Source organism: Pseudobutyrivibrio ruminis HUN009 (genome assembly GCF_000703005.1).
Lineage (GTDB): Bacteria > Bacillota > Clostridia > Lachnospirales > Lachnospiraceae > Pseudobutyrivibrio > Pseudobutyrivibrio ruminis_A.
Map to the genome: position 1 here is coordinate 1,447,625 of NZ_JNLH01000001.1, position 26,305 is coordinate 1,473,929.

The following is a 26,305-nucleotide window of genomic DNA, read 5'->3' on the forward strand; positions in this document are numbered from 1 at the left end:
AATATTTAAATGAGCTGGTAGGCTTGTAGCCGTAACCAGCGGGTTAGGATAAGAGAGAATGAGTAGAGATAATTGGTATAAGGTTGACAATGTTGCAAAGGTTTTTTTGGCAACGGCAGCTAAGAGAGATACACGAACTCTTAGGGTCAGCTGTACATTATGGGAGGACATTGATCCAGATTTGCTTCAGGAAGCAGTGCTTTCTGCAATTCAAATAAGACCACAGTTTCAGGTGAGAATTCGCCGAGGCATTTTCTGGCACTATATGGAGGACACAGATATTCAGCCAGTTGTTACAGAAGAACATGGAAGAGTTTGTCCGATTCTTTATGTTCCTGGCAGGCCAATGCTTCATTACAGAGTTACTTATTACGGCAAGAGAATTAATCTAGATTTGTTCCATGCAATTTCTGATGGAACAGGTGCATTAGAGTTTTTAAATATCATAGTTTTGGATTATTTAAAGCTAAAATATCCAGGAATATACGAGGAGACAACTATCCACTCTGGAGCATCAGAGGATGACTTGAATCAAGATAGTTACAAGCAGTTCTTTGGAAGCATGGGACTTAAAGGTTCATCCCTTAAGTACGCATATCATCCAAGTGGATTAAAGCTTCCATACGATCAGCTTCAGTTTTTCGAGGTTCATATGCCTACAGAGCAGCTGCTGCCAAAGGCAAAGGCGCTTGGGGTATCCCTTACAAGCTACATCGGCGCCAGATTCATGCTGGCAATCATGGAGGATATGCCACCTAGAAAGCGCAAGACTCCTATAAATGTGTCGATGCCTGTAAACCTTAGAAATTACTATCCAAGTCATACATCCAGAAACTTCTTCAACAATGTTAATGTTTCGCATGTCTTTGATGAAGATATTTCATTTGAGGATTTGGTTAAGGAATTCGATGAGAAGCTTAAAGCAAATCTTACAGAAGAAAATATTAAAAAGCAGATGGATAACTTTGAGACCATGGAGTATGTAGCCCCAGTTCGAGCAGTTCCGCTTTTTATAAAGCAGTGGGTTGTTCGATACGGCTCAAAGATTACAGATAAAAAGGTTTCAATGGTTCTTTCTAATTTGGGAGTTCAGAAACCACCAAAGGAAGTGGCAGAGAAGGTTCAGAACTATAGTGCATTCTGTAGTTCAGGAAATCTATTTTCAACAATGTCTAGCTACAATGGGGATTTGTCACTTGGAATATCATCACCTTATTCCAACACCAGAGTTGTTAAGAATCTGGTACGCGGGCTGACGGACGAGGGAATCAACATTAGAGTTTATGCAACGGAGGTGATTCGATAATGAAGAACTGTCCTTATTGTAAGATAGAGGTAGGTGGCAACCTAAAAAAATGTCCACTATGCCAAAGTAAGTTAAATGGAGAAGCAGAGGCTCCATATTTTCCAAAGCAGACTACACTTCAGTTACAATCATTTTTTTACAAGGTTCAGCTGTTTATAATTTGGGCCATTGTAATTGCGAGCTTAGGGGTAGATTTTCTCTTTGGCGTAAAGCTTTGGCCAGCGCTTGCTCATATACACTGGAGTTTGATTGTGGCCATGTGGCTTATTGTTTTTGAATTTGGCATCATGCGATTATTCAAAAAAGGTATTAGTTCATCAAGAATAATGACGCTGTTTGTGTTTATTGTCTTGGGAATGCTGGGAGTTACAGCATATTATATTGGTCAGTTATGGGTCATTGCCGAATGGGTAGCACCAATTGTAATCATGGGTACTCTGATTGCAAATTTTGTATTGGCAATGCTTGATAAAAATGGAAACTCAATGGTATATCTTCTTACAAATTTAGTAGTTGGAATTTTGCCTTATATTGTGTTCTATTTTGCAGAAAGAGATTGTCCAATGGTTTGGATTATTTGTTTGTTAGTCAGTGTAATCCTTTTTGTTGGAGCAATAATATTCAAAGGACGTGAAGTGGTTGGTGAAATCCAAAGGAGACTAAACGTTTAATGGGAGTATTCGGGGAAGAGTTTAATAAAAGTAAATACATTGTTGATAATATCGACAGAGCGCTTGCTGAGCAGTGGATAGAGGTGTACTTTCAACCAATTATTCGTACATCTAATGGTAGAGTCTGCGGCGAGGAAGCGCTTGTTAGATGGGAAGACCCTGTCTTTGGGATGCTTAATCCAATCGATTTTGTTCCTGCCGTGGAGGCAGTAAACAAGGTCCACTTGCTGGACCTGTTTGTGCTGGAACGAACAATTGAGAAAATGGAAGAGCAACTGAAGCGAGGTCTTTTTGTTGTTCCTACGGCAGTTAATTTTTCACAGGTGGATTTTTATACCTGTGATGTGGTAGACGAAATTGCAAGCAGAGTAGAAAAGTCAAATGTTTCCAAACATATGATAGCTATTTCTGTTTCAGAGGATTCCATTGACCCTGGAAATGATTTTATTCTTTCTCAATTGGAACAGTTACAAGATTTGGGATTCCAAATCTGGCTTGACGATTATGGCAGTGGAGATGCTGCGCCAGCTGTTCTTCAATTGATGCATTTTGATCTTTTAAAAATTAATATTTTCTTTGTAAGACAAATTGCAACCAGTGAAAGTGCAAAGATTATTCTGACAGAACTTGTCAGAATGGCTATATCCCTTGGAATGGAAACTGCTGTAGAAGGCGTTGAGTCAAAAGAACAGGTGGATTTTTTAAACGAAATTGGATGTAGTAGACTTCAGGGCTTCTATTATTGCAAGCCAATTCCGGTTAGCCAGGTTTTTGAAAGATATGAAAAAGGAATGGCTATAGGTTTCGAAAATCCTAAAGAAACTGAGTATTATGCAGCCATAGGAAAGATTAATCTCTATGACATTTCTTTTGCCAGAAAGAATGGAGATTTAGATAACTATTTTGATACATTCCCAGTAGCTATTATAGAATCTGACGGAGATGTACTTAGAACTGTCAGAGAAAATATTGCTTTCAGAAAATTTTTGTCAAGTCATCTTGGTATCAAAGATGGAAAGATAAGCTACAACAAAAAGACAGGGACAAAAGGGGCAGCGGGAATATATACCGTAAATGCGATATACAAATGTGCTAAAGATGGTAAAAGAGTAATAATTGATGATAGGACAAAAAAAGAGAAAACAGTACAATTGTTGCTTCAAAGAGTAGCGATTAATCCTGTAACCAAGGTGGCAGCGGTAGCAGTTGCTGTTCTTCAGATAGAAGATAAAGCTAACGAGGCAGATACACTGACATATAATTATATAGCAAGAGCATTATCAGAGGATTATATAAACCTTTTCTACGTTAATTTGAGAACCGGAGCGTTTGTGGAATACAATCCAGATGGACTTAATAGAGATGTATCTGTTGAAAAGAAAGGGGCTGATTTCTTTAATAAGTCGTTAAACAGTTTTTTCAGCAGAATATATTCAGAAGATGTAGATATGATGAATAAATCCTTTACCAGGGACAATATATTAAAAAGCTTGAAGAAAAACGATTCTTTTACCATAACCTACAGGCGTTTGGTGGATGGTAAGCCTACCTATGTCAATTTAAAGGCAGTAAAGGTTAGGTCTGATGATGATTTTATTTTGATAGGTATCAACAACGTTGATGCTCAAATGAAGCAAAGAGAGACCTTTGAAAAGATAAAGGAAGAACGAAAGGCATATTCTCGTATCATGGCTTTGTCGGGCGAGTTTATAAACATCTACTCTGTTGATCCTGTCACTAATAATTATGTCAGCTATAATTCCTCAAAAGAATATGAAAAGCTTAATCTGGCAATGAAGGGTGAAGATTTCTTTGAGGAGACTGCACGAAATGTTTGGCACACTTTACATCCAGATGACATTAAGGACTTTTTAAAGGTCTTTGATAAAAAAACTGTTCTTAAAAGAATAGAAGAGGATGGGATTTTTGTATACAAATATAGAGTGATAGTTGAAAAACAGGTGGTTCATTGGTGTTTGAGAGCAACCCTTATACAAGAGGATAATGAAGCGCGACTTCTTGTAGGTGTTATGAACATCGAAAAACAGGTTGTTCAGGAGCGTGAGTTTGCAAATACTCTCATTGAGGCTGAAGAAAGAGCTACAAAAGATCAGCTTACAGGAGTAAAGAACAAACGAGCTTATGCAGATGAAGAGGAACATTTAAATACTCAGATACAAGCCGGAGTAAAGGTGAATTTTGCTATTGTTATCTGTGATTTAAATGGCTTGAAACAAGTAAACGATACTCAGGGACATCAGGCAGGTGATGATTTCATAAGAGAAGGTTGTATGGTTTTATGTGACGCTTTTTCAAGAAGCCCGGTGTACAGAGTGGGTGGTGATGAATTTGTAGCCATAGCCCAAGGCAAAGACTATGAAATGCTTGAAAATAGATTAAGCAAAATTGATAGGTCCAACAAAAGAAATGACAAGAATGATGGCGTGACAATGGCTGTTGGCTGGGCTAAATTTGGTCCAGAGGACAGATTTGTTTCCGATGTTTTTGACAGAGCAAATTCGGCTATGTACGAGAACAAAAAGAAGATGAAAGAAATAATTAAAAATAGGGAACAAAAATGATTGACAAAACTTTAACAATGCTCTAATATAGTAATCATGAAAAATCGAAGGGGAATGCCCTACAAAGAGGAGGATTACTATGAGCAAATTTAACAATTTAAAGCTTGAAGTTGCTGATGAGATTGCGGTACTTACTATCTCTCGTCCAGCAGCACTTAATGCACTTAACAGTGAGACTCTTGATGAGCTTAATGTTGCATTAACAGAAATCGAAGCAAGAGACGATGTAAAGGTTCTTATTCTTACAGGCGGTCCTGATAAGAAGGATAACCCATACAAGTCATTTGTTGCTGGTGCAGACATCTCTGAGATGGTTAACTTCACAGCAGCTGAGGCTCGTGCATTTGGTATGAAGGCTTCAGTGCCATTCTTTAAGCTTATGAATATGAGACAGGTTACAATTGCTGCTGTTAACGGCTTCGCACTTGGCGGTGGTTGCGAAATCTCTATGGCTTGCGATATCCGTATCGCAGCTGACAATGCTACATTTGGTCAGCCAGAGACAGGCCTTGGAATTATCCCAGGTTTTGGTGGCACACAGAGACTCGCTCGTCTTGTTGGTATGGGACGTGCTAAAGAGCTTATCTTCACATGCGATTCAATCGATGCAAACGAGGCATACAGAATTGGTCTTGTAAACAAGGTTGTTGCTAAGGAAGAGCTTATGAACACAGCTAAGGAAATGGCTAAGAAGATTGCTTCAAAGGGAAGCTACGCTGTTTCTATTGCAAAGGCTGCAATCAACAATGGTTACGACATGGACATCAAGAATGCAGTTGAGATGGAGGCTAATCTCTTTGGTATTACATGCTCTACACACGACAAGGCAGAGGGCATGGGTGCATTCCTTGAGAGACGTGCTGCAAATCTTACAGATTTCTAATAAAATTAATTGATTTTTTACCACCCTTGCAAAAAGGGTGGTTTTTTTGGTTTTGCTTGTAAAATAGGGCATAAACAGTTATCATAATTAAGATTAGGTTAATTATATAATTTAGGAGATAATATGGGTAACGATTACATGTTTGAAGATGAAAATGAACAGTCATCACAGCAGAATACAAACAACCAATATAACAATCAGTACAATAATAGTCAGTACAATAACCAGTACAACAATCAGTACAATAATCAATACAACAATCAAAACTACGGATATAATCAGCAGGCATACTATTATCAGCAGCCTCCTAAAAAGGCAGATAATGGCTTGGCTATAGCATCACTGGTGTTAGGCATTATTGCTATGCTGTTATTTTTATCATTCTTTAATATTTTACTAGCTTTGGTTTCAATAGTTCTTGGTTGCATTTATTTATCACAGGCAAAGGGACAGAAGGGTAGCCAGGGCCTTGCAATTGCAGGTATCATCACATCAGTTCTCAGTGTTGTTCTTTGCGGAGCTTGCTATGGATTTATTATTGCAAACATTGCAAACATTTATGACGCAAGTGAAGACCTCATTCAGTACTACGAAGAGTACGATGAAGATTACTTTGACAATTATCTTGATGATAATCAACTTTTAGAGGACGAGCTCCATTCATTGGATAACGATGATACATTATAATTTTGGTTAGAGGTGCTTTTAGCACTTTTTGGCATATTTAAATAAGAGAAGGGATATCTGACGAGAAAGGATATCCTCTAGAAAGGAATTACTTTTATATGTACAACAAGGTAGACGCAAGCCTGAACTTCGTTGAAAGGGAGAAGCAGGTGCAAAAGTTCTGGGAAGAAAACGATATCTTCCAGAAATCAATGGATTCAAGAAAAGAAGGAGAGACATACACATTCTATGATGGACCTCCAACAGCAAACGGTAAGCCTCACATTGGTCATGTTGAGACTCGTGCAATCAAGGACATGATTCCTAGATATCAGACTATGAAGGGCAAATTCGTTCCTCGCAAGGCTGGTTGGGATACACATGGACTTCCAGTAGAGCTTGAAGTTGAAAAGCTTCTTGGACTCAATGGTAAAGAACAAATCGAAGAATACGGTATGGAGCCTTTCATTAAGAAATGTAAGGAATCTGTATGGAAATATAAAGGTATGTGGGAGGATTTCTCTGGCACAGTAGGTTTCTGGGCAGACATGGACAATCCTTACATCACATACGATGACAATTTCATTGAGTCAGAGTGGTGGGCACTTAAGACTATCTGGGACAAAAAGCTCCTTTACAAGGGATTCAAAATAGTTCCATATTGCCCTCGTTGTGGTACTCCACTTTCTGCACAGGAAGTTGCACAGGGATACAAGACAGTTAAGGAACGTTCTGCAATCGTTCGTTTCAAAATCGTAGGTGAGGATGCTTATTTCCTTGCTTGGACAACAACACCTTGGACACTTCCATCAAACCTTGCACTTTGCGTTAACCCAGATGAGACATACATCCGCGTAAAGGCAGCTGATGGATATACATATATTCTTGCAGAAGCACTTGCAGATAAGGTATTAGGCAAGCTTGCTGAAGAAGGCGAGAAGGCATACGAAGTACTTGAAACATATAAGGGTACAGACCTTGAGTACAAAGAGTACGAGCCACTTTTCGAGTGCGCTGGGGTTGCAGCTACAAAGCAGCATAAGAAGGCACACTTTGTTACATGTGATACATACGTTACTATGTCAGATGGTACTGGTATCGTACATATCGCTCCTGCATTTGGTGAGGACGATGCAAAGGTTGGACGTAAATATGATCTTCCATTTGTTCAGTTCGTAGATGGCAAGGGTGAGATGACAAAGGAGACTCCTTATGCAGGTCTTTTTGTAAAGAAGGCAGATCCTGAAGTATTAAAGGACCTTGATAAGGAAGGCAAGCTTTTCGAAGCACCAAAGTTTGAGCATGAGTATCCACATTGCTGGAGATGCGACACTCCACTTATCTACTATGCTAGAGAATCATGGTTCATCAAGATGACAGAAGTTAAAGATGACCTGATTAAAAATAACAACACTGTAAATTGGATTCCAGAATCAATTGGTAAGGGACGTTTCGGGGATTGGCTTGAGAACGTTCAGGACTGGGGTATTTCTCGTAACCGTTACTGGGGAACACCACTTAACATCTGGGAGTGTCCAGATTGTGGCAAGCAGATTTCAATCGGAAGCCGTAAGGAATTAGCAGAGCTTTCAGGCCGTGCTGATGCAGAGACAATCGAGCTTCACCGTCCATACATTGACGAGGTTACATGCACATGTCCTGAGTGTAAGGGCACAATGAAGCGTGTACCAGAAGTTATCGATTGCTGGTTCGATTCAGGTGCTATGCCATTTGCTCAGCATCACTATCCATTCGAAAATAAGGAAGTATTTGAGCAGCAGTTCCCTGCCAAGTTCATTTCAGAGGCTGTTGACCAAACACGTGGATGGTTCTATTCGCTTATGGCAGAATCAACACTTCTCTTCAACAAGGCTCCATATGAGAACGTTATCGTACTTGGTCACGTTCAGGATGAGAATGGACAGAAGATGTCTAAGTCAAAGGGCAACGCTGTCGATCCATTTGATGCTCTTGAAAAAATGGGAGCAGATGCTATTAGATGGTACTTCTACACATCTTCAGCACCATGGATTCCAAAGAGATTTGGTGAAAATGCTGTTATGGAAGGCCAGAGAAAGTTCCTTGGAACTCTTTGGAACACATACGCATTCTACATCTTATATGCAAACATTGATGAGTTTGATCCTACAAAGTACGAGCTTGACTTTAGCAAGCTTGCAGTTATGGATAAGTGGATTCTTTCTCGTCTCAACTCAGCAATCAAGGCTGTTGATGACAACCTTGGTTCATACAAGATTCCAGAGGCAGCAAGAGCTCTTGATGAGTTCGTAGATGACTTATCTAACTGGTATGTTCGTCGTTGCCGTGATAGATTCTGGGCAAAGGGCATGGAGCAGGACAAGATTAATGCTTACATGACACTTTACACATGCTTAAAGGATATCTCACTTGCAGCAGCACCTATGATTCCTTTCATGACAGAGGAAATCTACCAGAACATGGTTCGCTCAGTAGACAAGAATGCACCAGAGTCAATCCACCTTTGCGACTTCCCAACAGTTAATGAGTCATTCATTGACAAGAAGCTTGAGGAGGATATGGATGAGCTCTTAAAGATCGTAGTTCACGGTCGTGCATGTAGAAATACAGCCAACATCAAGAACCGTCAGCCAATCGGTCAGATGTATATCAAGGCTGAGCATGAGCTTGATGAAATGTATGTAAGCATCATTGAGGATGAGCTTAACGTTAAGAAGGCTACATTCACAGAGGATGTTTCAGCATTCACATCATACTCATTCAAGCCACAGCTTCGTACAGTTGGACCTAAGTATGGCAAGTTCTTAGGTGGCATTCAGAAGGCTCTTTCATCTCTTGATGGAAATGCTGCTTATGCAGAGCTCAAGGCAAATGGGGTTATTAAATTGCCTGAGGTTGATCCATCAATCGAGCTTGCAGAGGAAGATTTACTTATCTCTATGGCTCAGACAGAAGGCTTCGTTGCAGATGGTGACAACTACGTAACAGTAGTTCTTGATACAAACCTTACAGAGGAGCTTCTTGAGGAAGGTTTCGTACGTGAAATCGTTTCAAAGATTCAGACAATGCGTAAGGAAGCTGACTTCGAGGTTATGGACCGCATCACAGTAGCGTATGCCGGAACACCAAAGGCTAACGAAATCTTCGCTAAGAACAAGGAACTCATTGCTGGAGAAGTACTCGCAGATGAAATCGCAGAGGGTTCAGAAGGCTCCCTCGTTAAAGAGTGGAACATCAATGGTGAGAAGGTAACACTCGCCGTAACACGCCGCTAGGCTGAGGCTAGCCACAAGGTTATGGCTCGTTCGTTACGACTACAAGCATTATATTACTACGCTCGACAGCACGTCTCGCTAAAGTAATATAATAGCTTGATGTCTACGAACTATTGCAACTGTATTGTAACTAAGTATAAGCTGTGCACAACTTAGGTAAGCGCGAGCAGGAAGGCTCCATGCCTAGCTAGGAGGGCGCCGCGAAGCAAAGCGAGCGGAAAGTTGCCTAGCGAAGGTATGGAAGGTGGCCTGCGGGAGCACGGAGTGCTGTGGTCAGCTTATACGGATTGCCAATAGGAGGGGTTTTGAGATATGAAGAGACAGATGCCAAGCACAAGAGAGATTGAGCATGAGATAGTAGACCGCGTCAAGACCATGTTTCGTAAGGACTTTGAGATGGCAACTAAGGAGGAGATTTATAGAGCTTGCGCTGAAGTTGTCAACGACGTGGTAATTGATAATTGGCTCACAACTCAAAAGGAATTTGTGAAGCAGGATCCTAAGTGCGTATATTACATGTCTATGGAGTTTCTAATTGGTCGACTTCTTGGAAACAACATGATTAATATGCGTGGATATACAGAGGTTATGGATGCCCTTGATGAATTAGGGGTTGATATAAATGAAGTAGAAGACCAGGAGCCAGATCCAGCACTTGGAAATGGTGGTCTTGGTCGACTTGCTGCATGTTTCCTTGATTCTCTTGCAACTTTACAGTATCCGGCTTATGGCTGCGGTATTAGATATCATTATGGTATGTTCAAGCAGAAGATTGAGGATGGTTATCAGAAGGAAGTTCCAGATAATTGGCTTCAGACTAGATATCCATTTGAGCTTCAGCGTACCGAGTATGAATTTGAAGTTAGATTTGGCGGATGGGTTCGCTATGATAGTCAGCCAGATGGCACAACAAAGTATATTCATGAAGGGTATAACGCAGTAATAGCTACACCTTACGATTTGCCTGTCACTGGTTTTGATAATGGTATGGTAAACACGCTTATGATTTGGGATGCCAAACCAAAGGAAGTGTTTAGATTAGACTCATTTGAAAAGGGTGACTATAACAGAGCAGTTGAGGATATGAACCTTGCAAGAAACCTTACTGAGGTTCTTTATCCAAACGACAATCATATTCAGGGTAAGGAGCTTCGATTGAAGCAGCAGTACTTCTTTGTATCTGCATCTATTCAGAGAGCTCTTGCAAAGTATTTGCGCTATCACAAGGATATCAAGAAGCTTCCTGAAAAGGTTGTATTCCAGATGAATGATACTCACCCAACACTGACAGTTGCGGAGCTTATGCGTATTCTTATGGATGTGCATGGCTTAGGCTGGGATGAGGCTTGGGAGATTACAACACATTGTGTTGCTTACACAAACCACACCATCATGTCAGAGGCTCTTGAAAAATGGCCACAGGATATCTTCAAGAGATTGCTTCCACGTGTCTTTATGATCGTTGAGGAAATCAACCGTAGATTCTGTGACGAAATTAGAGCTAAGTTCCCAGGTGACGAGGAGAGAGTTCATCGCATGGCTATCCTTGCAGATGATCAGGTCAAGATGGCTCACATGGCAATCGCCGCAAGCTACAGTGTTAATGGTGTTGCAGCTCTTCATACAGAAATCCTGAAGAATGTTTCTCTTCACGATTTCTACGAAATGTATCCAGAGAAATTCAACAACAAGACCAATGGTATTACTCAGCGTCGTTTCTTGATGCATGGTAATTACAAGCTTTCAGACTGGGTAATCAAAAAAATTGGTCGTGGATGGATTACAGATTTATCCCAGATGAAGAAGTTAGAGAGCTTTGTTGATGACAAGAAATCTCTTGACGAGTTTATGGACATCAAGCTCGATAACAAAAAACGTCTGGCTAAATATATATTAGAACACAATGGAATCGAAGTTGATCCTAATTCGATTTTTGATGTCCAGGTTAAGAGATTACATGAATACAAGCGTCAGCTATTGAATATTCTTCATGTAATGTATCTCTACAATCAGATTAAGGAAAATCCAGAGATGGACTTCTATCCAACTACATTTATCTTTGGTGCTAAGGCTTCTGCAGGTTATGAAAATGCAAAGCTTATCATCAAGCTGATAAACAATGTAGCAGCGGTAATCAACAACGATAAATCAATCGATGACAAAATCAAGGTTGTCTTTATTGAAGATTATCGTGTATCAAATGCTGAATGGATATTTGCAGCAGCAGATGTTTCAGAACAGATTTCTACAGCTTCAAAGGAAGCATCTGGTACTGGAAACATGAAGTTCATGCTTAATGGTGCCGTTACAATCGGTACTATGGATGGTGCTAATGTAGAGATGTATCAGGAGCTAGGAGGAGAGAATATTTTCATCTTCGGCATGAGCTCAGATGAGGTAATTGCTCACGAAAAGAATAACGACTACAATCCAGTAGATGTTATGAACGGAAATCATCACATTCAAAAGGTATTGCAGCAGCTTGTAAATGGCAATTACAGTATTGATAATCCAGAATTGTTCCGCCCACTTTACAATTCTCTTTTAAACACACAGTGTACAGCCAAGGCTGATACATACTTTGTACTAGAGGATTTTGCATCTTACTGTGAGACTCATGAAAAGATTCAGGAGGCTTACAAGGATAAATATAAATGGGCAAAGATGGCACTTGAAAACGTAGCGCATGTTGGCAAGTTCTCATCTGATAGAACAATCCAGGAGTATGTAGATGATATTTGGCACTTGGATAAGCTTGATTTAAAATAAGTGCCTAGAAGGAATGTTTACAGACTATGAATGACAAAAGAAAATATATACCTTGGATATTTATTCCATGTATTCTTGCATTTGTTTTGCAGGTTGGAGCCAGCTTATTCGTAATTCAAGCTATCGTTGCTTATGTGCTTGCGACATTTAAAGGTAATACCTACGATGAGCTTGTTAACGCCCTTGTAGATGCTATGCTTTCGGATGGAGCAAATGTTCTTTATATCATATATGCTGTTGCTGGAATCATTATTTTTACATTCGTGCAGAAGAAGATATTTAGTGATGATAAGCATACTAAGCTATCAGAGGTATCGAAGAATGTTCCAGCTACAATAGCAGGTGTGTTGCTCTTTTGCTTAGGCATGCAATACGTTAGCATGTACCTTACATCAGCATTAGCTAGTGCATTTCCATCATGGCTCGAGGAATATGAAGAGCTTATGGAGACAGCTGGTTTGGATGATAGCCTTACGGTTATAATGGGCATATATGCAGTTATTCTTGCACCAATATGCGAGGAGCTTATTTTTAGAGGTGTTACACTTAGTGCAGCTAAAAAGGTTATGCCATACTATCTTGCAATAGTTGTACAGGCAATCCTCTTTGGTGCCTTCCATATGAATGCAATCCAAGGCTGCTATGCATTTGTCCTTGGACTTGGAATGGGCTATGTAATGCACTTATACAACAATATATTTGTTACAATTATTATCCATATGATATTCAACTTGATTGGCACCTATGGCTCAGATTTCTTGCCATACGGTGGCGATACAGTTATCGGATTCTTCTTGTGGATGCTGGGTTCCCTTGTTGTTACTTACGTTTCAATAATTCTTCTCAGAAAAGGGGCTTCATCTGTTAAGGAAAATGAGTTTACAGCCGATATATAATTACACGGACGATAATAATCACAGGACCAGGAAGGCACGCCTTCCTGGTTTTTCTTTTTACTAGAAACTGTGATAAGGAAAACGGACTTTCCCTTTATAAATTATGTTTCATTTATAGGAGGAAAGAGCATGGTAATTCAAAATTCTGAGGTCAAAATGGCCGCACAAAGTACTTTCGTGGCAACAACGAAGGTGGAGTACGAAAATACCATTAAGCCAGCTATCAAACTGGGAAACGTGGTGCTAGAAGATGATGGAGAAGGCTTTCTCTCATCTCTAAACTATGAGCTGAACCAGAGTGGGGAAGTTCAGGAAGCAGGAGAAAAATCTTCTGTGGAATCGGTGGCTGCAAACATGCAAACTAGAATGCAGACAATGCATTATTTGCTCAGAGCTATACTGATGAGCAAGATATTTGACGATAATTCTGAGTTTAAAAACATTCTGCAGGAAATCTTTAAAAGCAATGAGGGATATTATCAAACAACCACAATCAACTACGAATACAGTGAAAGCCAAGAGCTGGCTTACTCAGCTGTAGGTACTGCAGTTACTGCAGATGGAAGGCATCTGAATTTTAATTATGGTTTTGCAATGTCAGAATCATTTAAGGAGGAGTTTAAATCTGTTGAGGAAAACTTCGTAAGATATATTGACCCATTGGTGGTCAATCTTAATGACAATCCAACGAAGGTATCTGATCAACCATTCTATTTTGATTTGGATGGAGATGGGGAAAAAGACAATCTTCATCAGTTGGATGCTGGTTCTGGTTTCTTAGCACTTGATAGAAATGAGGATGGAGAAATCAATGACGGAAAAGAGCTATTTGGTGCCATAACAGGAGACGGCTTTAAGGAACTTGAAATATTTGACGAGGATTGTAACGGATGGATTGATGAGAACGACAGTATCTTTGAAAAGCTTAGAGTTTGGACCATGAACGAGAAAGGAGATATGGAGCTTTACACATTAAAACAGTCTGATGTGGGAGCTATATATCTTGGCCGTGTAAGAACAGATTTTGTACAGCATGATGATGAGCACAAAGCAATGGCTGCCATGCGTGAGACAGGTATCTTTTTACATGAGTCAGATGGCCATGCCGGAGGAGTTTCTCACGTTGATTTTGCCACCTAATCTGCTATAATTGACCTAAGTATTTTAGGTGGGTTTAATGATATGAAATTATTCGGGGGCAAAAGAAGATTAAAGAGCAACAGTGCACTTGCTATTGCAGCAGGTTGTGCTGTTGCTTTTATGTTTATAGCTACGGTTATCAGTATAGGAATCTATCAGCAACGTATGGATGAAGCCAAGGAATTGCTGGCTGAGGCTGAGTACGAGCAGTATGATTCCTATGTGATTATGATTTCTTCAAATGATTCATCGGACTTTTGGCAGGATGTATATAAATCTGCCAAGGAATATGGCGCTGAAGAGGGTGTGTATGTAGATATGCTTTCTACCAGTATCGACAAATCATATTCCAAAGCAGAGTATATGGAAATGGCAATTGAATCAAATTGCGATGCTATTCTTTTAGAGGGAGACGATTCCCCAGAGACTGCCGAAATGGTGGCAAAGGCAAAGCATGCAGATATTCCAGTATTCACATTAGAATCAGATATAGATATGGCAAATCGCGTCAGCTATATAGGAGCTAATAGCTATACCATCGCCAGCTTATACGGAGAGTCTTTGATAGAAAATCTGACAAAGCAAAAGAAGGTAATGGTTCTGGCTGGAAACACAGTCAATCCTACAGAGGCGAGCGCCTTTGTTAATAATATGCAGTCAGCCTTGGACGGCCGCGAACTGCCAAATGGAAATCTGGATTTTGAAGTGCGCACTGTTGAAAGCAAGGATGCATTTGCTAATGAGGAGTATATCCAAAATCTCTTTAAGGAAAATGATTTGGCACCAGTTGTAATCTGTCTTGACCAGGAATCCACCGAAAGCTTCTATCAGGCTATGATTGACTACAATAAGGTTGGCCAGATAATGCTTTTAGGAAGCAATGTTTCACCTACAATTCTTACTGGAATCAAACAGGGGGTAATTCTTAGCACAGTATATGTGGATGCACAGAGTGTAGGTGTATCTGCGGCGGAAGCATTTATCGAATATAGGGATGCAGGTTATGTATCTGATTACATTAGTGTTGATGCAAATGTAATCGACGCCACCAACATCGAACAGGCGATGGAGGAGGTGGAAAATGAGTAAAATTAAGCGAAAAACTATCTCCCTTAGACAAAAGATGATTATGTCATTTTGTATACCTACAGTATTGCTGTTTCTTGTAAATATGATGCTTTACTTAGGTACTGCTCAGATGCTGAATTCCCTGGATGCTATTTACGCCAGCAATAATACTCTGAATAATTTAAGTGAGAGCTTGGACAAGCTACAGAATGCAACAGCTGGCTACCTGAACACCAAAACAAGTGATGCTTTGGAGCAGTACTATATTTACGAAGAAGAGTATTCTGATTTAGTAGATAATTTGGATGACAATAAGGATGATAATGAAAATAGAGTCCTAGAGCGAAATATCAAAAATATGTCGGAAAACTACCTGGAGCTTACAAATCAGGCAGTTGAAAGCAAACGCGGTGGTAATGTAGAAAAGTATAAGAGTATCTACGAGGAGGCTGCCAGAACATATGGCTATATAGATACCAGCATTACCAACCTCAACAATCAGCAGTTCATCAACAACTCTAAATCCTATGGAGCTATGATGACCGCCCTTCAAACACTTGAAGAGCTGAATATTTTAACACTTGTAATAATTGGTATAGCTAATCTGTTTTTCGTAGTACTTATCGCATCAACTATTGCGGATCCACTTATAAAGTTGGCTGCCACAGCCAACAGCGTGTCGCAGGGAGACTTCAATGTAGAGCTTCTGCCTGTTAAAAGCAATGATGAGGTTGGTGTGGTAACAAAAGCCTTCAACAAAATGGTTGTGTCCATAAAGAACTATATCGAAAAGCTTCGTGAATCTATGGAAGTGGAGCGAAGGCTTAAAGAAAACGAGCTGATAATGGAAAACCATATTAAGGATGCAGAGCTTCGATACTTGCAGGCCCAGATTAATCCCCATTTTTTGTTTAATACTTTAAATGCTGGTGCCCAGCTTGCCATGATGGAGGGGGCAGACAGGACCAGCAATTACATTCAAAGAGTGGCAGATTTCTTTAGATACAACATCAAAAAAAACAAGGATGTTGTGTCTTTGAGGGAGGAAATTGAGCTGGTAGATATTTACATTTACATCATAAATGTAAGATTCGCAGGGGAAATCCAGTTTACAAAGGAGATTGATGAGTCACTTCTTGGAGTAAAGATTCCTAGTATGATACTACAGCCTATTGTTGAAAACAGTATCAACTATGGCCTTAGAAATATTGATTGGACGAAGAAAATCAAGCTTTCTGTGTATGAACTGGGTGATTATATATGTGTCAGCATCAAAGACAATGGCATTGGCATGACACAGGAAAAAATTGAGCAGGTTTTGGATGGCACATACAAGAGCAATCCTGCTAAATCCACATCCAATGGTGTGGGATTAAACAACTGCATTGAGCGTCTTAACATCTTCTACGAAAGTGAGGATGTGTTAGATATTATATCTGAGGGAGAAAAGATGGGAACGGAGACAATTCTTTATCTTCCAAAGAAGGATTATGAGAAGGAATAAATGTAATGTACAAAATAATGTTGGCGGATGACGAGGGAATAGTCATCGATTCATTGAAATTCATAATAGAAAAGGAGTATGGAAGCAAGTGCGATATTCGAACAGCCAAAACCGGTAGACAGGTTATAGAGCTTGCAGAGGAGTATCAGCCAGACATAGCCTTTATGGATATTCAGATGCCGGGCATTAATGGTATCGAAGCCATGCGAGAAATACGAAAGACTAACAATCATATCGTATTTATAGTTATGACAGCTTATGACAAATTCGATTATGCAAAGGAAGCGATTTCCCTGGGGGTTTTGGATTACCTAAACAAGCCGGTCAGTAGAGATGGAATCATCACCATTTTAAACAAAGCCATGGGGCAAATTGATGGTGAACGAGCAAAGCGAAGCAACGACCTTCGAGTTAGAGAAAAGCTTGAAACTGTCGTACCTATAATTGAAAACGGATTGATTCAGGATTTACTTTTTAAGGAATACTTTAAAGAGGATATTGATAACTACAAAACTTTGCTTGGAATCGATTCAGAATATGGATACATGGCCTGCATGGTATTTGGTAGAGAGATGGTGGGAAACTACATGACCAGCGCTGTAGCAGTTTCTATCCAAGCCCAGAAATCATATCGAGAGATTCACACCATAACAGAGGACTATATAAAAGGAATTATGGGAGCGGTAATGTCAAATAAGATACCAATCCTGATTCCAACAGACAGTAGCACATTGCCATATAACGAAAGAAATAATGTGGTGGAAAGTGCAAGAGCACTATGTCGAAAGCTTTCAGATAGATTCGATATGGATTTTCGAATTGGATTTGGTTCGGTAAAGCCACTAGACAGAATGGCAGAATCCTACGAGGAAGCAAACTCAGTACTGATAGCAACCACTAGCCATGTAGCTCACGTAGATGATATGCCGGTGGCTTGCCAGTACGAGGAAAGCTATCCAATGGATTTGGAAAAGCGCTTGTTTAATGAAATATCCCTTGGAAATGTAAATGAAACGGTGGCACTATCCCAGGCCTTCTTCGAGTGGATGGAAGAAAACTACGCAAATGATAACGACAGTGTACGCTTGAAATGCTTGGAGTTTGTACTATGGGCGGAGCATCTTTCTTATGAAAAGACAGCCCGTGTATATGAGTTTAAAAGCAGGGCAAATTATTTGTCAGAGCTATTGAATCTTGGGGGATTAAACGAAGTAAAGCATTGGTTTATTGAAAAGATGAAGGCTGCTGCTGTTTGGGTGGCAAACAAGCAGGAAGAGCAGTCCATGAGTGTTGTTAATAAAGCAAGGCAATACATAGATGAAAACTACATGAAGGAATTAACTCTCGATGATATATCTCGAATGGTTAATATCAGTTCATATTATTTTTCAAAGGTTTTTAAAGAGGAGACAGGTGAGAACTTCATCGACTATTTGACAAAGCTACGTATCGAGGCAGCCAAAAAACTGCTTAAGACAACAAGCAAGTCTATGAAGGAGATTTCAGCGGAGGTAGGATATCCGGATCCAAACTACTTTTCACGTAACTTCAAAAAGTATACTGGAAAGACACCTACGGACTACGCAAAATGTAACTAATAATTGTTGGGGTGAATAAGAATGAAAGGATATATGAAAAAGATAGTGGTGATGACACTATCCCTTGCGATGCTTTCAGGATGCGCTAGTAGTTCTGCAGATAGCGCTAATACTTCTTCTAATAAGGAAGACAGTATTGAAATTGGTTTATGTTTTGATTCATTTGTAATCGAGCGCTGGGAGAAGGATAGAGATGTGTTTGTGGATACAGCATCATCTTTAGGGGCGACGGTTAATGTTCAGAATGCAAACGGTGATGTGGAAAAACAAATCGAGCAGATTACATATCTGATTGATAAGGGAGTGGATTGCCTGGTTATAATTCCAGTAGATGGAGAGGCCCTTACAGATGTAATCAAAACCGCCAAAGAAAAAGATATTGCGGTAGTTTGCTACGACAGAATAATTCCAAATGCAGATACAGACCTTTACATATCATTCGATAACAATATGGTAGGCCAAATGCTTGGGGAGGCTTTGGCAAATTCCGGAGCCAAGAGTGTTGTAATGATTTGTGGACCACTTACAGACGGTAACGTGCCTATGGTAAACGACGGATTCTATTCAGTTATGAATGAAAACGATATCGAAATCCTGGACACATATTATTGTGAGGGCTGGAAGGCTGAGTTAGGTGGCGCCTACGTTTACGACAATTTAGACACTATAAAAGAAGCGGACGCCATAATGTGTGGCAATGACGATGTAGCCACATCTGTAATCAGAGCGCTGGCGGTATGCCAGCTTGCCGGGGTAAAGCCGGTGGTAGGGCAGGATGCAGATTTACCAGCTTGTCAGCATGTTGTAGAAGGAACACAGCTTATGACAGTGTTTAAGCCTGTGAGCAAATTGGCCGAGCAGGCGGCTCAGCTTTCTGTACAGCTTGCCAGTGGAGAAGATATTGATGTGAATTCCACAATAAGTGACGGGCAGTACGACATCCCTTATGTGGCTACAGAGCCAGTGGCAGTGACCAGAGACAATATTGATGAAGTGATTATAGACAGCGGATTCCACTCAAAAGAGGATGTTTACATGAATGTCTCTAATGAATCTGATGAAAATGAATAGCAAATTTTTGCATGACAAAAAATGACTAGCACAAAAAAGTGCTAGTCATTTTATATTGTGTGAACAAAGTTAGACAAAAATGTGAAGAAAGTGACAACCATTTTCAGACATCTTCATGGTATCGTAACTATAGTAACAAACAAACCTAAATGAAAGGGAGGTTTTCAAAGAATGAAGAGAAAGTTATTAAGTGTACTTTTGACAGGTGCTCTTGCAGCTTCAATGTTTGTAGGTTGCGGTACTAGCACAGAGACAACAGACACAGGTGCAGCTGGTGGGGATACAGCTACAACTACAGAGGCAACAGATGATGGCGCTTCAGCAGCAACAGGAACAAAGGTTGGTGTTGCAATGCCTACAAAGGATCTCCAGAGATGGAATCAGGATGGTGCTAACATGCAGTCAGAGCTTGAAGCAGCTGGCTACGAAGTAGACCTTCAGTACGCTTCAAACGATGTTCAGACTCAGGTTTCACAGATTGAAAACATGATCAACTCAGGATGTAACGTTCTTGTAGTTGCAGCTATCGAAGGTTCATCACTTGGTGAAGCTATGGATATGGCAGCTGAGAAGAACATTCCAGTTATCGCATATGACCGTTTGATTATGAACTCAGATGCAGTTTCATACTATGCAACATTCGATAACTACAAAGTAGGTCAGGTTCAGGGTCAGTACATCATTGATCAGCTTGATCTTGAGAACACATCAGATACATTCACAATGGAAATCACAGCTGGTGACCCAGGTGATAACAATGCTGGTTTCTTCTATGATGGTGCTATGGATCTTCTTAAGCCATACATCGATGATGGTACACTTGTTGTTAAGTCTGGTCAGGTAGATTTCGCAGAAGTTGCTACTCCAGCATGGGCTACAGAAACAGCTCAGTCACGTATGGAGACAATTCTTTCTTCTAACTACGCTAACGAAGATCTTGATGTTTGCCTCTGCTCTAACGATTCTACAGCACTTGGTGTTGAGAACGCACTTGCAGCAAACTACAAGGGTGAATATCCAATCATCACAGGTCAGGATTGCGATATTGAGAACACAAAGAACATGATCGCTGGAAAGCAGTCTATGTCAGTATTCAAGGATACACGTACACTTGCTTCACAGGTTGTTAAGATGGTAGGTCAGATTCTCAGCGGTGAGACAGTTGATGTTAACGATACTGAGACATATGACAATGGTACAGGTGTTATTCCTTCATACCTTTGCGAGCCAGTATTCGCTGATAAGGACAACTACAAAGAGTTACTTATCGACTCAGGATATTATACTGAGGATCAGTTACAGTAATTAAAAAAGTAATGCTTTTAGGGCAGGGAAACCTGCCCTATTTTAGAGAAGAGAATGTTTTTAAGAAAATAAAAGTTATTTTAAGGAGGGAGACTTAAGTGGGAAAAACAATACTTGAGATGAAATCAATCACCAAAGAGTTCCCAGGAGTAAAAGCCCTTGATAACGTAAACTTAAAGGTAGAGGAAGGCGAAATTCATGCTCTTGTAGGAGAGAATGGTGCTGGAAAATCTACTCTTATGAACGTTTTAAGTGGTATTTATCCATATGGATCTTACACTGGAGACATCGTATACAATGGTGAAGTTTGTCAGTTCCAGAAAATCAAGGATTCTGAGGAAAAAGGAATCGTTATCATTCACCAGGAATTGGCATTAATCCCTTATATGTCTATAGGTGAGAATATGTTCCTTGGAAATGAACAGGGAAGCAAGGCAGCTATTGATTGGGACAAAACATACGCAGAAGCAGACAAATATTTAAAGATGGTTGGTTTATCAGAAAGCAGCCGTACTTTAATCAAAGATATAGGTGTTGGTAAACAGCAGCTTGTTGAAATTGCAAAGGCATTAGCAAAGAATGCTAAGCTCCTCATTCTTGATGAGCCAACATCATCACTTAACGAAACAGATTCAAGAGCACTTCTTGATTTACTTCTTAAATTCAAGCAGGAAGGAATGACATCTATTATCATTTCTCACAAGCTTAATGAAGTTTCTTATGTAGCAGATAAGATTACTGTTATCCGTGATGGTTCCACAATCGAAACTCTTGATAAGAGTGTAGATGATATTTCAGAAGATAGAATCATTAAAGGCATGGTTGGTCGTGAAATGACAGACCGTTTCCCTAAACGCCATGGTGTAGAAATCGGCGATATCGCTATGGAAGTAAAGGATTGGACAGTATACCATCCACAGTTTTCAGAGCGTAAGGTTGTTGATGGGGTATCAATGTATATCCGTAAAGGCGAAGTAGTTGGTATCGCAGGTCTTATGGGTGCAGGACGTACAGAACTTGCAATGAGTATCTTCGGAAAGGCTTATGGAACTAACATTTCAGGTCAGCTTTTCTTAAACGGTGAAGAAGTTCATTTAAAGAATATCAAAGATGCAATCAAGCATAAGATTGCATATGTAACAGAAGATAGAAAGGGAAATGGACTTGTTCTTACAAATCCAATCAAGATTAACACAACTCTTTCAAACCTTTCATCACTTTGCTCAAAACGTGTTATCGATCAGGATAAAGAGTATCAGGTAGCAGAGGAGTACAGAGATAAGCTGAAGACAAAATGTCCTACAGTTGAGCAGAACGTTGGAAACCTTTCAGGTGGTAACCAGCAGAAGGTTCTTCTTGCTAAATGGATGTTTGCAGATCCAGATGTACTTATTCTTGATGAGCCTACACGTGGTATTGACGTTGGTGCTAAGTACGAAATCTACTGCATCATCAATGATTTGGTTGCAGCAGGAAAATCAGTAATAATGATTTCATCAGAGCTTCCAGAAGTACTTGGTATGTCAGACCGTATATACGTTATGAACGAAGGTAAAATAGTTGGCGAAATGGCAGGATCAGAAGCTTCACAGGAAAGCATTATGTCTTGCATCTTGAAGTCATAGAAGGGAGAGAAAACATGGTCTCAGTTAATATTAAAGACGCATTAAAAAAATACACCATGGTTATCGCCCTGGTGATTATTATAGGAATCTTCTACGTTGGAACAGGCGGAACAATTCTTCTGTCTCAGAACGTAAACAACTTGCTTTCACAGAACGCATACGTATTTGTGTTAGCAACTGGTATGTTACTTTGTATCTTAACTGGTGGTAACATCGATCTTTCTGTTGGTTCAGTTGTCTGCTTCGTAGGTGGTATTGGAGCAGTAATGATGAGCAAGGGAATGAATGTATGGTTCGCAGTTCTTGTAATGCTCCTTGTTGGTGTTTTAGTTGGTGCATGGCAGGCATTCTGGGTAGCATATATAAACGTACCACCATTCATCGCAACACTTGCTGGTATGTATGCCTTCAGAGGTTTATCAAATGTAGTATTAAATGGTTATGCAGTTTCTATTTCAAATACAACATTCCTTAATGTATTTGGTGGTGGTGCTGATTGCTACATTCCAGATTTCTTCCATGGAGAAACATTAAACATTACATGTTTACTTGCAGGCGTTATTGCAGTTACAGTTTATGTATTAATCTCAATTAAAAACAGAATATCAGCTACTAGAAAAGGCTACGTTACAACAAGTGCAGCCAGCTTCTATGCAAAGCTTGTTATTCTTTCACTTGTAATTTTATTCTTAGCATATAAGCTTGCTGGTTACAAAGGAATTCCTACATCATTGTTATGGATTATCCTTATTGTCCTTGTTTACAACTACATCACAACAAAGACAACAATCGGACGTTACTTATATGCAGTAGGTGGTAACGAAAAAGCTACACAGCTTTCAGGTATCAACACAAAGAAGGTTTACTTCTTCGCTTACACAAACATGGGATTCTTAGCAGCTTTCGCTGGTATCCTTACAGTTGCACGTGCAGCTTCTGCACAGCCAACATACGGTCAGTTCTACGAAATGGATGCAATCGGTGCTTGCTTCATCGGTGGTGCATCTGCATACGGCGGAACAGGTTCAGTATTCGGCGCAATCATTGGTGCTCTTTTGATGGGTGTTATCAACCAGGGTATGTTAATCATGGGTGTTGATGCAAACTATCAGAAGGTTGTTAAAGGTTTAGTACTTCTTGCAGCGGTTATCTTTGATGTTATGTCTAAGAGAGAGAAAAAGTAGGAAGGGAGGAGCGAAAAAGTGAAAGACAAGATTTTTAAAATATTGAAAGAAAACACAATGCTCATTGTTCTGGTCCTGGTTGTTCTCTTCTTTAACTTTACAACTAATGGCACAATGCTTATGCCTAGCCAGTTCAACGCATTGATTACACAAAACGCATACGTATATGTTCTTGCAACAGGTATGTTGATGTGTATGTTAACAGGTGGTAATATCGACCTTTCCTGCGGTTCATTTGTTTGTTTAGTAGGTATCATCGGAGCAAAAGTAATGGTTAACATGGGTGCTTCAACTCCAGTTGGAATCCTTGTAATGCTCCTCATCGGAATCATCTATGGATGCTTACTTGGCTATGTAATTGCTTACATCAATATTCCACCATGGATTGCTACACTTGCAGGTTTCCTTGCACTTCGTGGATGGGGCGTTGCATTACTTAACGGTTCATCAAACATCAGCCCACTTCCACCAGAATTTTGTGCATTATTCTCTGGCAAGATGAATGACCTCTTCGGTGGTCCAAGAATCGGTGGCGTTCAGTACAACATGACAAGTATTGTAATCGGACTTATCGCTTCAATCATCGTAGTAGTTCTTCTTTTCAGATCTCGTGCAAACAAGCTTAAGAAGGGTTACGTTGCAGACAGCCTTACAGCAGTTATTGTTAAGTGCGTACTTATCGACTTCGTCATCATGCTCTTTGCATACAAGTTCTCACTTGCAGGTGGTGTACCATACTCACTCATCTGGGTAGCAGTAATCGTGCTTATCTACAGCTTTATTACATCAAAGACAGATATCGGACGTTACTTCTACACAATCGGTGGTAACTCAGAGGCAACAAGACTTTCAGGTATCGATACAAAGAGAATCATGTTTATCGCATACTTAAACATGGCTGTACTTACAGTTATCTCTGCATTCCTTACAATGGCTCGTTTCCAGGCTGCAAACTCTACAGCTGGTACAAACTACGAGATGGATGCCATCTCAGCCTGCGTAGTTGGTGGTGTATCTGCATACGGTGGATCAGGTACAGTATTCGGAATGATTGTTGGTGCTACTCTCATCGGTGTAATCAACCTTGGTATGTCCCTCATGGGCATCGATGCCAACTGGCAGAAGGTTGTTAAGGGCGTAGTACTTCTCGGAGCCGTAGTCTTCGAAATCCTCAACAACAAGAAAAGCGCAACAAAGTAATACATAAGATTTTATTTTCTTCATTATATTCTCTTAATGTTATTATAACTAAAAGCTCGCGACCTCCCATTGGCCGCGAGCTTTTGCGTTGTCTGGCCCCACAGCCTTGCCCTCCCAAGTAACACCTGCCCACAGACCCCTAGCCACGTCGGCCCCGGCCACCCCATCGCCATGCCCTACCGGAGGTACGTCGCAGATTTTGGATTATCTAAATGTGTAGTCGCCCATATTTATTAGTAGGTGTTCTTACAAAGTTTTACAATTCTATCGCTAATGTATGGGTGGAGACGGACAAACACTACACTTAGTAATCATCAGTCTTAAGCTAGCTTTGTATTAATTACTATTTGCTTTGGAGTGAACGTAGAATAATAAAAACAGGTTTTGTAATAGATAAGCATGAGGCGCCATGGACGGCGCCGAAAGCCCGACAACGAAATGGACTGAGTTTAAGGGCGGTGCTTATGTATACAAAACCTGTTTTTTAATTATTCTTGGTGAGCGGAGTAGCAAAAGTAATAATACAAAGACTAGTTAAGACTAGATGATTATATAAACTACATTGTCCGTCCCACCCATACATTACCTTCGAATAGTAAAAGCTTCGTAAGTACACCTACATATGGGCGACTTTACACATTAAGGTAATCCAAAAATCAGCTCCAATGATACCTCCGGTAGGGCATGGTGATGGGGTGGCTGGGGCCGGCGGGGCCTGTGGGCAAATATAAATAGGCGGAGAGCAAGGCTGCGGGGCTAGTTTGTTTTGAATATCGCGGCCAAGAGTGCTAATATTTTAGGTATGGAAATAATAAAAGGATTCTTACAGAGGAAAATGGTTATATTACTGGCGGCGGTTGTACTGGTGTTTTTTGTGCTTTTTAATTCGGGCTTCTTTGGGGGCAAGGATGAGAGGATTAGGGTTTCCTGCGTGGGCGATAGTCTTACCTATGGAAGTGGAGTGCTAAAGACCAGGGAGACGGATGCGTATCCAGCACAGCTGCAGATAAAGATGGGGACAGATCATCTTGTTTCAAATTTTGGATTGCGCAATGCTACGGCATCTGCATCTGGGGATTTGCCATATGTGGAGTCGGAGGAGTATCAGCAGTCTCTGAAGTCTAAGCCTGATATCGTTGTGCTTATGCTTGGAACAAATGATACAAAGACTTATAACTGGAATGCATCAGACTATGAGGCTGGCTTGAAGGAGCTTGTGGAGTCATATCAGCAGCTTGATACTAAGCCTACAGTGTACTTGATGCGTAGCCCTTATTGCTATTCATTGGATGGAAGTGATGTGGCTGAGTATGATATTCAGCCTGCAGTTGTAGCTGACGAGCTGGGAGGAATCGTTGAAAAGGTTGCATCGGAGACTGGGGTAGAAGTGATTGATTTGTATCAGCTTACTGAGGGCCAGGATGAGCTTTATACTGATGGAATTCACTTTAATGCAAATGGATATGAGCTTATAGCTGATGAGGTGTATTCTAATTTAAAATAATTTTCAATAAAACCTGTTGACATTATATGCCTACAGGTTTATATTTTAATCAAACATA

18 protein-coding genes are annotated in these 26,305 nt (G+C 40.2%); all 18 read left to right on the forward strand.

The annotated features are described in order from the left end of the window. The first annotated feature begins 58 nt into the window (after nucleotides 1-58). The 18 genes from BO15_RS0106610 to BO15_RS0106695 all read left to right on the forward strand — a co-directional run bounded on the left by BO15_RS0106610 (nucleotide 59) and on the right by BO15_RS0106695 (nucleotide 26,247). On the forward strand, nucleotides 59-1,306 hold the full coding sequence (locus BO15_RS0106610) for a hypothetical protein (RefSeq protein WP_033153450.1): 1,248 nt from the start codon (nucleotides 59-61) through the stop codon (nucleotides 1,304-1,306). Next, on the forward strand, nucleotides 1,306-1,977 hold the full coding sequence (locus tag BO15_RS0106615; RefSeq protein WP_033153451.1) for a DUF6320 domain-containing protein: 672 nt from the start codon (nucleotides 1,306-1,308) through the stop codon (nucleotides 1,975-1,977). Before BO15_RS0106610 ends, BO15_RS0106615 begins: the two co-directional genes overlap by 1 nt. Then, complete coding sequence (locus BO15_RS0106620) at nucleotides 1,977-4,559, forward strand: EAL domain-containing protein (RefSeq protein WP_033153453.1); 2,583 nt, start codon at nucleotides 1,977-1,979, stop codon at nucleotides 4,557-4,559. Before BO15_RS0106615 ends, BO15_RS0106620 begins: the two co-directional genes overlap by 1 nt. Nucleotides 4,560-4,638: 79 nt before the next feature. After that, complete coding sequence (locus BO15_RS0106625; protein ID WP_033153455.1) at nucleotides 4,639-5,442, forward strand: enoyl-CoA hydratase-related protein; 804 nt, start codon at nucleotides 4,639-4,641, stop codon at nucleotides 5,440-5,442. Nucleotides 5,443-5,565: 123 nt separating this feature from the next. Beyond that, nucleotides 5,566-6,129, forward strand: coding sequence for a DUF4190 domain-containing protein (locus tag BO15_RS13135; RefSeq protein WP_052169809.1), 564 nt, complete (start codon nucleotides 5,566-5,568; stop codon nucleotides 6,127-6,129). Between the two features lie 98 nt (nucleotides 6,130-6,227). Beyond that, entirely contained in the window at nucleotides 6,228-9,383 is a 3,156-nt protein-coding gene (gene ileS / locus BO15_RS0106635; RefSeq protein WP_033153457.1) for an isoleucine--tRNA ligase, read from the forward strand. Nucleotides 9,384-9,695: 312 nt separating this feature from the next. Next, on the forward strand, nucleotides 9,696-12,152 hold the full coding sequence (locus BO15_RS0106640) for a glycogen/starch/alpha-glucan phosphorylase (RefSeq protein WP_033153459.1): 2,457 nt from the start codon (nucleotides 9,696-9,698) through the stop codon (nucleotides 12,150-12,152). Between the two features lie 26 nt (nucleotides 12,153-12,178). Continuing rightward, nucleotides 12,179-13,048 carry a CPBP family intramembrane glutamic endopeptidase gene (locus BO15_RS13140; RefSeq protein WP_052169810.1) on the forward strand — a complete coding sequence of 290 codons (870 nt, stop codon included), beginning with the start codon at nucleotides 12,179-12,181 and terminating at the stop codon, nucleotides 13,046-13,048. Between the two features lie 129 nt (nucleotides 13,049-13,177). After that, complete coding sequence (locus tag BO15_RS13145) at nucleotides 13,178-14,188, forward strand: hypothetical protein (protein WP_052169811.1); 1,011 nt, start codon at nucleotides 13,178-13,180, stop codon at nucleotides 14,186-14,188. 42 nt (nucleotides 14,189-14,230) lie between these two features. Beyond that, complete coding sequence (locus BO15_RS0106655; RefSeq protein WP_033153462.1) at nucleotides 14,231-15,277, forward strand: sugar ABC transporter substrate-binding protein; 1,047 nt, start codon at nucleotides 14,231-14,233, stop codon at nucleotides 15,275-15,277. Beyond that, complete coding sequence (locus BO15_RS0106660) at nucleotides 15,270-16,760, forward strand: sensor histidine kinase (protein ID WP_033153465.1); 1,491 nt, start codon at nucleotides 15,270-15,272, stop codon at nucleotides 16,758-16,760. Before BO15_RS0106655 ends, BO15_RS0106660 begins: the two co-directional genes overlap by 8 nt. Before the next feature lie 5 nt (nucleotides 16,761-16,765). After that, a complete protein-coding gene (locus tag BO15_RS0106665) occupies nucleotides 16,766-18,358 on the forward strand; it encodes a response regulator (RefSeq protein ID WP_033153467.1) in 1,593 nt (530 codons plus the stop codon). 33 nt (nucleotides 18,359-18,391) lie between these two features. Then, nucleotides 18,392-19,429 carry a sugar ABC transporter substrate-binding protein gene (locus BO15_RS0106670; RefSeq protein WP_033154744.1) on the forward strand — a complete coding sequence of 346 codons (1,038 nt, stop codon included), beginning with the start codon at nucleotides 18,392-18,394 and terminating at the stop codon, nucleotides 19,427-19,429. A 171-nt stretch (nucleotides 19,430-19,600) separates the two neighbouring features. Next, a complete protein-coding gene (gene chvE / locus BO15_RS0106675; protein WP_033153469.1) occupies nucleotides 19,601-20,734 on the forward strand; it encodes a multiple monosaccharide ABC transporter substrate-binding protein in 1,134 nt (377 codons plus the stop codon). Between the two features lie 119 nt (nucleotides 20,735-20,853). Continuing rightward, nucleotides 20,854-22,359 carry a multiple monosaccharide ABC transporter ATP-binding protein gene (gene mmsA / locus BO15_RS0106680; RefSeq protein ID WP_420329329.1) on the forward strand — a complete coding sequence of 502 codons (1,506 nt, stop codon included), beginning with the start codon at nucleotides 20,854-20,856 and terminating at the stop codon, nucleotides 22,357-22,359. 14 nt (nucleotides 22,360-22,373) lie between these two features. Beyond that, the gene (mmsB, locus tag BO15_RS0106685) at nucleotides 22,374-23,543 is read left to right on the forward strand and encodes a multiple monosaccharide ABC transporter permease (RefSeq protein ID WP_033153481.1); all 1,170 of its coding nucleotides are present in this window, start codon (nucleotides 22,374-22,376) and stop codon (nucleotides 23,541-23,543) included. Between the two features lie 18 nt (nucleotides 23,544-23,561). Beyond that, nucleotides 23,562-24,743, forward strand: a complete 1,182-nt coding sequence (locus tag BO15_RS0106690; RefSeq protein WP_033153483.1) for an ABC transporter permease subunit — start codon at nucleotides 23,562-23,564, stop codon at nucleotides 24,741-24,743. Between the two features lie 802 nt (nucleotides 24,744-25,545). Beyond that, nucleotides 25,546-26,247 carry a GDSL-type esterase/lipase family protein gene (locus tag BO15_RS0106695; RefSeq protein ID WP_207641077.1) on the forward strand — a complete coding sequence of 234 codons (702 nt, stop codon included), beginning with the start codon at nucleotides 25,546-25,548 and terminating at the stop codon, nucleotides 26,245-26,247. The last annotated feature ends 58 nt before the right edge of the window (nucleotides 26,248-26,305 follow it).

What these genes read in the sequence shown, in the direction of transcription:
- BO15_RS0106655 (WP_033153462.1), top strand. Translation starts at nt 14,231, where the DNA reads ATGAAATTATTCGGGGGCAAAAGAAGATTAAAGAGCAACAGTGCACTT.
- BO15_RS0106620 (WP_033153453.1), top strand. Translation starts at nt 1,977, where the DNA reads ATGGGAGTATTCGGGGAAGAGTTTAATAAAAGTAAATACATTGTTGAT.
- chvE (WP_033153469.1), top strand. Translation starts at nt 19,601, where the DNA reads ATGAAGAGAAAGTTATTAAGTGTACTTTTGACAGGTGCTCTTGCAGCT.
- ileS (WP_033153457.1), top strand. Translation starts at nt 6,228, where the DNA reads ATGTACAACAAGGTAGACGCAAGCCTGAACTTCGTTGAAAGGGAGAAG.
- BO15_RS13145 (WP_052169811.1), top strand. Translation starts at nt 13,178, where the DNA reads ATGGTAATTCAAAATTCTGAGGTCAAAATGGCCGCACAAAGTACTTTC.
- BO15_RS0106610 (WP_033153450.1), top strand. Translation starts at nt 59, where the DNA reads ATGAGTAGAGATAATTGGTATAAGGTTGACAATGTTGCAAAGGTTTTT.
- mmsB (WP_033153481.1), top strand. Translation starts at nt 22,374, where the DNA reads ATGGTCTCAGTTAATATTAAAGACGCATTAAAAAAATACACCATGGTT.
- BO15_RS0106670 (WP_033154744.1), top strand. Translation starts at nt 18,392, where the DNA reads ATGAAAAAGATAGTGGTGATGACACTATCCCTTGCGATGCTTTCAGGA.
- mmsA (WP_420329329.1), top strand. Translation starts at nt 20,854, where the DNA reads ATGAAATCAATCACCAAAGAGTTCCCAGGAGTAAAAGCCCTTGATAAC.
- BO15_RS13140 (WP_052169810.1), top strand. Translation starts at nt 12,179, where the DNA reads ATGAATGACAAAAGAAAATATATACCTTGGATATTTATTCCATGTATT.
- BO15_RS0106625 (WP_033153455.1), top strand. Translation starts at nt 4,639, where the DNA reads ATGAGCAAATTTAACAATTTAAAGCTTGAAGTTGCTGATGAGATTGCG.
- BO15_RS13135 (WP_052169809.1), top strand. Translation starts at nt 5,566, where the DNA reads ATGGGTAACGATTACATGTTTGAAGATGAAAATGAACAGTCATCACAG.
- BO15_RS0106640 (WP_033153459.1), top strand. Translation starts at nt 9,696, where the DNA reads ATGAAGAGACAGATGCCAAGCACAAGAGAGATTGAGCATGAGATAGTA.
- BO15_RS0106660 (WP_033153465.1), top strand. Translation starts at nt 15,270, where the DNA reads ATGAGTAAAATTAAGCGAAAAACTATCTCCCTTAGACAAAAGATGATT.
- BO15_RS0106695 (WP_207641077.1), top strand. Translation starts at nt 25,546, where the DNA reads ATGGAAATAATAAAAGGATTCTTACAGAGGAAAATGGTTATATTACTG.
- BO15_RS0106615 (WP_033153451.1), top strand. Translation starts at nt 1,306, where the DNA reads ATGAAGAACTGTCCTTATTGTAAGATAGAGGTAGGTGGCAACCTAAAA.
- BO15_RS0106665 (WP_033153467.1), top strand. Translation starts at nt 16,766, where the DNA reads ATGTACAAAATAATGTTGGCGGATGACGAGGGAATAGTCATCGATTCA.